General features: G+C 69.0%; 8 protein-coding genes. 4 read left to right on the top strand and 4 right to left on the bottom strand.

The window, feature by feature from the left end; genetic code table 11:
• The coding region (locus tag AB0C35_RS35315) for an NAD(P)/FAD-dependent oxidoreductase (RefSeq protein WP_358465889.1) at positions 1-1,391 on the bottom strand (1,391 nt) is incomplete at its 3' end.
• Between the two features lie 82 nt (positions 1,392-1,473).
• Here AB0C35_RS35315 and AB0C35_RS35310 point away from each other — a divergent pair.
• Positions 1,474-2,118: a TetR/AcrR family transcriptional regulator gene (locus AB0C35_RS35310; RefSeq protein ID WP_358465887.1), complete on the top strand. Its 645-nt coding sequence runs from the start codon at positions 1,474-1,476 to the stop codon at positions 2,116-2,118.
• Here the strand turns inward: AB0C35_RS35310 and AB0C35_RS35305 are convergent.
• Entirely contained in the window at positions 2,069-2,749 is a 681-nt protein-coding gene (locus AB0C35_RS35305) for a TetR/AcrR family transcriptional regulator C-terminal domain-containing protein (protein ID WP_358465885.1), read from the bottom strand. The two genes, AB0C35_RS35310 and AB0C35_RS35305, sit on opposite strands and share 50 nt — an antisense overlap.
• 110 nt (positions 2,750-2,859) lie before the next feature.
• Between AB0C35_RS35305 and AB0C35_RS35300 the strand changes: the two genes are divergently transcribed.
• Genes AB0C35_RS35300 through AB0C35_RS35290 form a run of 3 tightly spaced genes read left to right on the top strand, consistent with a single transcriptional unit; the run spans position 2,860 to position 5,913 of the window.
• Positions 2,860-3,966, top strand: a complete 1,107-nt coding sequence (locus tag AB0C35_RS35300; protein WP_358465883.1) for a ferritin-like domain-containing protein — start codon at positions 2,860-2,862, stop codon at positions 3,964-3,966.
• Positions 3,967-4,017: 51 nt separating this feature from the next.
• Entirely contained in the window at positions 4,018-4,881 is an 864-nt protein-coding gene (locus AB0C35_RS35295) for an SDR family NAD(P)-dependent oxidoreductase (RefSeq protein WP_358465881.1), read from the top strand.
• Between the two features lie 60 nt (positions 4,882-4,941).
• Complete coding sequence (locus AB0C35_RS35290) at positions 4,942-5,913, top strand: diiron oxygenase (protein ID WP_358465879.1); 972 nt, start codon at positions 4,942-4,944, stop codon at positions 5,911-5,913.
• Positions 5,914-6,249: 336 nt separating this feature from the next.
• Here the strand turns inward: AB0C35_RS35290 and AB0C35_RS35285 are convergent, their stop codons facing one another.
• Entirely contained in the window at positions 6,250-6,984 is a 735-nt protein-coding gene (locus AB0C35_RS35285; RefSeq protein ID WP_358465877.1) for a hypothetical protein, read from the bottom strand.
• A 182-nt stretch (positions 6,985-7,166) separates the two neighbouring features.
• Positions 7,167-7,346: an Arc family DNA-binding protein gene (locus AB0C35_RS35280; protein ID WP_358465875.1), complete on the bottom strand. Its 180-nt coding sequence runs from the start codon at positions 7,344-7,346 to the stop codon at positions 7,167-7,169.
• Between the last annotated feature and the right edge of the window lie 13 nt (positions 7,347-7,359).

The raw sequence follows: 7,359 nt of genomic DNA, 5'->3' as shown, positions 1-7,359 counted from the left end.
CAGAGGGTGCGGTTGACGCCCTGGTCGTCCAGGTACCAGCTGCTGCAGCCGCCCTCGTTCCAGACGGCGCGGCGCAGGCGACGCTGCATGCGGTCGTTGAAGCGGCGGGCGGCCCCGGGCTTCGGCTCGATCGTGTCGGCCCGGTGCTCCTGCAGCAGGCGCAGGCAGCCCAGGACGTGCTGGATCTGCACCTCGATCATGAAGACGACCGAGTTGTGGCCGAGGCCGGTGTTCGGGCCGAGGAGCATGAAGAAGTTCGGCAGCCCCGGGATCGTGGTCCCGCGGTGGGCCTCGATGCCGTTCGCCCAGATCTCCTGGAGCTTGACGCCGCCGCGTCCGGTGACGCGCAGGTCGGTGAGGGCGTCGGTCACCTTGAAGCCGGTGCCGTAGACGATGCAGTCGACCTCGTACTCGCGTCCGTCCGCGGTGACGATGGAGTTCTCCTTGACCTCCGCGATGTCGGAGGTCTCCAGTTCCACGTTGGGACGGGCGAGCGCCGGATAGTAGTCGTTGGACAACAGGATCCGCTTGCAGCCGATCGTGTAGTCGGGCGTCACCTTGGCGCGCAGGTCCGGGTCGGCGATCTGCTTCGCGATGTGCCGGCGGGCGATCTTCTCCTGCGGGAGCGACAGCCGCGGGTCGACGGTGAAGCCGACGGCGCGGGCCTCCAGCGCCCAGTAGATGCCGCCCCGGAAGGCGCGTGCGGCGCCCGGGACCTTCTCGAACGCCTTGCGCACCGGCGCCGGGATGGACACGTCCGGCTTGGGCTGGATCCACGGCGCCGTCCGCTGGAAGACGACGAGGTCGGCGGCCTTCTTTGCGATCTGCGGGACGAACTGGATGGCGGACGCGCCCGTCCCGATGACGGCGACGCGCTTGCCGGCGACGTCGTAGGAGTGGTCCCACTCGGCGGAGTGGAAGGCGGTGCCCTGGAACCGCTCCATGCCGGGCAGGTCGGGGAACGAGGGGACGTGCAGGGCGCCGATGCCGGACACGATGGCCTTCGGCGTGAGGACCGTCCCGTCCGCGAGGGTCACGTTCCAGCGCCTGGCGTCGTCGTCGTACTCCATGGACTCGACGGCCGCGCCGAAGCGGATGTGCTCGCGCACGCGATACTTGTCGGCGGTGCGCTCCATGTAGGAGCGGATCTCGGGCTGCGGCGCGAACATCCGCGTCCAGCCCGGGTTGAGTTCGAAGGAGAAGGAGTACATGTGCGAGGGCACGTCGCAGGCGCAGCCGGGATAGGTGTTGTCATGCCACGTCCCGCCGAGGGCCTCGCTCTTCTCCAGGACGGTGAAGTCGTGGAAGCCGTTCTGCTTGAGCCGGATCGCCATGCCGAGGCCGGCGAAGCCGGAGCCGATGATGACGATCTCCGGGGCACGCTCGCTCATAACCCATCCTCTCGCGTAACCTACTTCCGGTAAGTTACCGAGAGTAGGTTACTGACGGTAGGTCCAACAGAGGGGATTTCCTGTGAGTGACGCCACACCCCGCCGCCCCGCCCGCAGGCGGATGTCGCGCGCCGAGCGCGAGCGGCAGATGCTGGACGTGGCGGAGGACGTGTTCGGCGAGCGCGGCTACCAGGCCACCTCGATGGACGAGATCGCCGAACGCTGCGGCGTCTCCAAGCCGATGCTCTACGAGTACTTCGGCTCCAAGGACGGGCTGCTCGTCGCCTGCGTCGGCCGGTCCAAGGCCGAGCTGCTCGACGTCACCCAGAAGGCCATGGCGGGCGCCACCACCCCCGAGGACATCCTGTCGCGCGGGATGGTCGCCTACTTCGAGTTCATGGACGCGCACAGCAAGTCGTTCGCGATGCTGCTGCGCGAGCCGATGGCCGCGTCCGCGGAGACGATCGAGGCCGTCGAGTCGACCCGGCGGCAGCAGAGCACGCTGATCGCCGGGGTGCTGGCGATGTTCGCGCCGTCCGCCCCGGCCGGCGCGGTCGAGGCCTACACCGAGATCATCATCGGGGCGAGCGAGCGGCTCGCGCAGTGGCGGACCCGGCGCCCCGAGGTGTCGGCGCAGGAGGCGGCCCGCCACATGACCGACTTCTGCCGCCACGGCCTCAGCCCCTATCTGCCGGACGCCGGGGAAGCCGGTCCAGCGCCCCGATGAGCAGGTCGAGGCCGAACTCGAAGTCGGCCTCGGGATCGTGGGTGGCCAGCTCGGAGGCGAGCGCGATCACGTGCGGGAACTCGTCCGGGTCGAGGTTCGCCCACGACTCGGCCCCCGTCTCGACGAGGTGGCCGAGCATCTTCGCCATGCCGACCTCGCGCATCTGCGCGCCGAGCGCGTAGGCGAGCAGGGCCCGCATGATCCGCACGGCCGTCTCGCCGTCGAACCCGGCCGCGTCCGCCAGCGCCAGCGCCCGCTCGGCAGGCCGCAGCCCGGCCGCGGTGTCGATCTTGTGGGTGAGGACGATCGTCATGCAGCGCGGCTTGTCGTGCGCCACCTTCCGGAACGCGCGCACCAGGGCCCGTGCGCGCTCCTGCCACGGCTCGGACGGGTCGTCGTGCAGTTCCAGGCCGGAGACGACGTGCTCGGCGACGCCCTCCAGCAGCGCGTCCTTGTTCGGGACGTGGTTGTAGAGGGACATGACCGCGACGCCCAGCTCGGCCGCCACCCGGCGCATCGACAGCGCGTCCGCGTCCTCGCGTTCGATCAGCTCGACGGCGGCGAGCACGATGCGCTCGCGCGTCAGCACCGGCCGCGGCTGCGGGGTGTCGGAGGTCACATGCCTCGCCATCGGTGCCGCCCTTTCCCGCCGTTGACATCCGTAAGTGCGCCGTGACACGGTACGTACATTGTACGTGAGACGTACACCGTACGTCCGCGCCTCTCCGGGAGGAGTCGCCCATGTCGACCCATGACCTCTACACCGAGCCCGTCGACACGTCCACCTGGAACGTGCCCCTGGCCGGCGACACCCGGTTCACCTGGGAGTACGACGACGGCCGCGACCGCCTTCTCGCCCTCTACCAGAAGGGCAAGGACAAGCAGTGGGACTCCACCAAGCGGATCGACTGGGACCTTGAGGTCGACCCGCACAACCCCCTCGGCGTCCCCGACCAGTCCCTCGCCATCTACGGGACCAAGTACTGGGACCGGCTCTCCGACAAGGAGCGCGGCGAACTGCGGCAGCACTCCACCTCCTGGCAGTTCTCCCAGTTCATGCACGGCGAGCAGGGCGCGATGGTCACCGCCGCCCGCATCGTCGAAACCGTGCCCGACCTCGACTCCAAGTTCTACTCCGCCACCCAGACGATGGACGAGGCACGCCACGTCGAACTGTTCGCCAAGTTCCTGCACGACAAGGTCGGGCTGATCTACCCGATCAACACCAAGCTGCAGGACCTGCTGAACGAGACCCTCACCGACTCCCGCTGGGACATGCCCTACCTCGGCATGCAGGTGCTCATCGAGGGCCTCGCGCTCGCCGCGTTCGGCGTCATCCGCGACATCACCACCAAGCCGCTCCCCAAGCAGATCCTCGCCTACGTCATGCAGGACGAGGCCCGCCACGTCGCGTTCGGCCGCCTCGCCCTCCGCGACTACTACAAGCAGCTCTCACCCGCCGAACTCCGCGAACGCGAGGACTTCGTCATCGAGGGCTGCTACCTGATGCGCGACCGCATCCGCGGCCGGGAGATCTGGACCAACTTCGGCATCGACCCCAAGGAGGTCGACGAGATGGTGGAGAACTCCCCCTACATGCGGATGTTCCAGAGCCTGCTGTTCAGCCGCATCGTCCCGTGCGTCAAGGACATCGGCCTGTGGAGCGAGCGCATCCAGAAGACCTACGACGACATGGGCGTCCTGGACATGTCCAAGGCCGACCTCGACGCCCTCATGACCCAGGACGAGGAGATCGCCGACAAACTCGACACCGAGCGCTTCGCCGCCGAGGAGGCCGACCGCAAGGCCGAGGTCGACGCGGTCATCGCCGACGCCGCGGCGGGCTGAGTACGGTTTAATCCTCCCGTCTCGGACTCGGTCAATTCTCGGAGGTCTCGCATGCCACTCGCGCACTTCGACGGAGCGCTCGCCGTCGTCACCGGAGCCGGCAGCGGAATCGGCCGCGCCACCGCGGTCGCACTGGCCGGACGCGGCGCGAGCGTCATCGCCGCCGACATCGACCTCCCCTCCGCGGAGCAGACCGTCGACATCGCCAAGACCGTCGGCGCCGGCGGCACCGCCTACCAGGTGGACGTGGCCGACGCAGAAGCCATGGAGAACTTCGCCACCGAGGTCAAGGAGGCCCACCGGGCCCCCGACATCGTCGTCAACAACGCGGGCATCGCGGTCGCCGGCCCCTTCCTCGACACCAGCCTGGACGACTGGGACCGCATCATGGGCGTGAACCTGTGGGGCGTCGTCCACGGCTCCCGCCTGTTCGGCAAGCAGATGCGCGACCGCGTCCACGCCCTCCCCAACAAGCCCGACAAGCCCAACTTCGGCGGCCACATCGTCAACGTCGCGTCCGCCGCGGCGTTCGCGCCCTGGCGCGCGATGCCCGCCTACTGCACGACCAAGTCCGCCGTCCTCATGCTCAGCGAATGCCTGCGCGCCGAACTGGCGGGATCCCGCATCGGCGTCACCGCCGTCTGCCCCGGCTTCGTCAGCACCGACATCGTCGAGCACGGCACCTACGTCGACGGCGACGCCGCGTCCCGCGACCGTCTCCGGCAGCGCGGCCAGAAGGCCATCAAGCTGCGCAACTACCCGCCGGAGAAGGTCGCCGAGCGGATCATCCAAGCCATCATCAAGAACAAGGCCGTGGTCCCGGTCAACTTCGAGGGCCACCTTCTGCACACCCTCTCCAGGGTGTCCCCCACGACCGTCCGCCTCCTGGCCAGAATCCCCACCTCCCGGGGGTAGCGCCCACGTCCGGGCGCGGCCCTCCCCCACGACTCTCCCTCGGTGAGAGGAGATGGATCGATGCCCTCTGATGTGTTGTTGAGCGATGGCCGGCCCCGTACGTGGACGGCGCAGATCCGGTGCAAGGACGGCGACCACACGCTGGAGCTGACGCACCGGGAAGTGGTCGCCGAACGCCTGCTGCGGACGTCGCGCAAGCACTCGTTCGACCCGGACACCGACGTCGACTGGGACGCGCCGCAGGACCCCGACGCGTACTACATGCCGCCGCAGCTCGTGTCGATCTACGAGACGCCGCTGTGGGACGGGCTCACGCACCGGCAGCGGGTGGAGCTGACCAAGCGGGAGATGTGCAGCATCGCCTCGTTCGGGATCTGGTCGGAGATGCTGCTGATGCAGTCGCTGGTGATGCACGCCTACCGGCACCGCTACGACAGCGACCACGTCGCGTACGCCCTGACGGAGATCGCCGACGAGTGCCGGCACTCGAAGATGTTCGGGCGGATGGTGCGGACCTGCGGACTGCGCACCCACCGGCCGCGCGCGCTGGAGTTCCACTTCGCGAAGCTCTTCGGAGCCGTGTACGACCCGATGCCGATGTTCGCCGGGACGCTCGTCGTGGAGGAGTTCACCGACGCGTTCCAGCGGCTGACGTTCCCCGACGAGGACGTGCAGCCGATGATCCGGCAGGTGACGCGGATCCACGTGATCGAGGAGGCGCGGCACATCAAGTACGCGCGGGAAGAGCTGAAGCGGCTGGTGACCGAACTGCCGGCCGTCCGGCGGCGGATGGCGGCCTACGGGCTGGCGCAGGCGACGCGGCTGACGGCCGGGCAGGCGATCCACCCGTCGTGCTACGAGGCGGTGGGCCTGGACCCGGTGCTGGCGCGGCGGGTCGCGGCGCGCAGCCCGCACCGGCGCGCGACGCTGGCGTGGGCGTTCCGCAAGTGCACCGCGTTCTTCGACGAGGTCGGGTTCCTGGACGGCCGGGCCCGCGACGTGTGGATCAAGGCGGGCCTGTTGGAACGATAACCCGTTCTACCTATCGGCCATTTATCTCGATGTCGAACCAGCTATTAGAAAATGGTTCGTGAACAGCGGCCAGTGGTCTGCACACCGGGAGCGAAAGGGCCGCGGAGCGGGGTCCACTCCGCGGCCCGTCGACGTAACAGCCTGCTGACCTGGGCTTATTACACCCAGGATATTCCTACCGATTGCACGGTCACGTCGTCGACCTCCTCCTCCCAGGTGCCGCAAGCACGCCGATCGCCCGGCCTCGGCGGGGACATGATCGGTGTACCCCTCCCCTATTACCGCATCACCCTAGAAGGTGTTGACAGAAAATATGCCATGATCGGCCGATTCAGGTCAGAAATGATTTAGCGCGGCGAGCACTTCGCGGGCGACGGCGGTGGCCTTACCGAGGCAGACGCGCTCCCGCTCGTCCCCGCCGCCCTCACCGGACGCCTGCTCGCTGTAACTGACCGTGAACACCGCGTTGCGGATTCGGGCCGTGACCTCCCCCACCACCGTCGGCTGTCCCTCGTCGGCCTTGAACCAGCGGTACGCCTCGTCGCCGATGCCCCGGTGGCGCTCAAGCGTGTACGTCCGGAACAGCGGGGCGTCGTGCGCCTGCGTCCACTGCGCGTCGTAGTAGTTCTCGGCGTCCTTCACCGGCGTCGGGGTGTTGCCGGGCGTGTACAGGTGCGCCTCCACCCGCAGCCACCGGAACGCCGACCCCGTCGAGGAGTACGTGCACGTCGTCAAGGTCGAGTTCGCGCTCTCCCGCCGCGTCGCCTCCGGGACGGTGCGGTCGACGGTGCCCTCCGACACCGTCCCGCACGGCGCCGGCAGCGCCCGGACGATCCGCTGCGCCGCCGTGGCCGACGGCGCCGGCGTCTCCGGCGTACCGGCCGGCGTCGGCCGCACGGCCGCCCGGTCGCCGCCGCGCCCCGGCACCACCAGGAAGACGACCACCCCGGCCACCGCGAAGGCGGCCGCCACCGCCAGCAGCTTGAGCAGCTTCGGCCTGCGGGCCGGCGCCGGCGGCTCCGGCGCGGAGTAGACCCGGTGGAACGGTTCCGACGGACGCTGAAGCCCCACTCCCCGCTCCTCACTCCCCCGTCTCGCTCACCGGCCCGTCACACGCACTGGCCGTCTCACGCACTGGCCCGCCTCCCGTCAACGTAGTCAGGCCCGCACCCCCTGACCAGGCCCCCGGACGGTGTGGATTGTCAGACCCGGTGGTCACTTGGTCTTCCCGGAGGATGCTCCGGCCTTCAGCTTCAGGCCGGGGAGGAATCCGGCCCCCCGGGGCGCGGGGCAGGGGTCTCCTCCGCGGCGTCGTCCAGGACGGTCTCCAGCAAGTACAGGATCTCGGAGTTGAGGGAGCGCCGGTCGGCGGACGCGCGCTCGACCAGTTGCTGGTGGAGTTGTTCGGGAAGCCGCAGCGATATTCTGATCATGACGCTATATTGG

This window comes from Spirillospora sp. NPDC048819, assembly GCF_040650055.1.
GTDB lineage: Bacteria > Actinomycetota > Actinomycetes > Streptosporangiales > Streptosporangiaceae > Spirillospora.
The sequence above is the reverse complement of the archived record's forward strand: the minus strand, read 5'-3'. Positions and strand labels throughout refer to the sequence as shown.